The organism is Oleiphilus sp. HI0128 (genome assembly GCF_001635365.1).
The window spans coordinates 1-1332 of record NZ_LWGG01001102.1 but is presented as its reverse complement, the minus strand read 5'-3'; the positions used below and the strand labels follow the sequence as shown (position 1 = coordinate 1332).

Here is a 1332-nt window from a genome sequence, read left to right as displayed (position 1 = left end):
CGTTCTCAATTACTCGCCACTGATTATCGACTCGTTGCTTCGCCTGCCTGACAGCATTATCTAAAGACCGATCACCATGAAGATAACCCGTCGTTAGGCCTCGATGTTGCTGAATGAATATAAGTAATACCTTTAAGTTTTTAACCAATCCAATATTGGTATACAAGGCCTCAATGTGCTTACGTTTTTTACTGCTCATCGCCTTAACACAAACAAGCACCCCAAGAATAATGGTGACGAACGCTATTAATAAACCTGACAAACTTTACTCCTTCTCTATACTAGCTTGTGAGCGTTCAGCGCGGTCTGCAAGATACTCTGCAACCTTAACTGTCTCATCTGCAATGACGGAATTGTCATTTGCCCTACCTAATAAAGCCTCAACATTTTCGGAGATTTCACGCGTTGCAATATTCTGTTGCTCCGTTGCTGTCGAAATCACGAGCATTTTGTTTGTAATGCTATCGATCATATTTGCGATCGTTCCCAAAGAGCCTTCAAGCTGGTTGATACGCGCAGCGTTATCTTCTGCAGCACGCATTACCTGACAAGACTTATCGGTAACGCCTACCATTCGTTTTTGCACATTATTGATGCTTTCGGTTATTTCATTAGCTGACTCTCTAGAACGAATTGAAAGACTTCGAACCTCGTCTGCGACCACAGCGAACCCTCGCCCATGTTCGCCTGCTCGCGCCGCTTCTATCGCAGCATTAAGCGATAGCAAGTTAGTCTGCTCCGATATATCAATGATGATTTTCGACATCGCTGCGACATTGTTGGTATGCTCCAACAACTCTGTAACCAGTACCTCACTTTCTTTAGATAAACCGACCATACGGCTTATTTCATTTGTGGCAGATTGGGCCTCAGCGATACCTTCAGTTGTCTGCTCACGCGAGCGTTCTATGTCGTCGTGAACATATTTGATTTGTGCCGCTACATCTTCCACACTCTGACTCAACTCAGTCACAGCCGCTGCTGATGAGGTAATCGAAGCCTTTTGCTCTTTTGCATTGGTTGATGCCGACAAGGCACTAATTGAGAGTTCTCTGGCCATATGAACAAACTCAGCAAAGTACTCCTCCTTGCTTTGTTCTGAGCGTTCATGGCTAAGTAAATAATCCTTGAAGGCTTTTAGGCTTTCATCTTTACCTAAACCCTCTAAAGGTAAATCGCGATACTGACTATCCGGAAGTTGAAGCAAATGCGCTAACTGCTGCAATGCCTGGGCAGAAGCACATTGCCAAAGCATCAAAGCAAGAGCAATGACACCAAGCAAGGCAATAAGCAAGGCATTCCAGGTAACACCTGAAATCAAAATGCTAGCAC

The 1332-nt window shown here is 44.4% G+C and carries 2 protein-coding genes; both read right to left on the bottom strand.

All coding sequences use genetic code 11. From position 1 onward, the window contains the following. The coding region (locus tag A3763_RS18800; RefSeq protein ID WP_197482975.1) for a hypothetical protein at positions 1 to 262 on the bottom strand (262 nt) is incomplete at its 3' end. A gap of 3 nt (positions 263 to 265) precedes the next feature. Then, a partial coding sequence (locus A3763_RS18795) for a methyl-accepting chemotaxis protein (RefSeq protein ID WP_068760331.1) occupies positions 266 to 1332 on the bottom strand: 1067 nt, incomplete at its 5' end.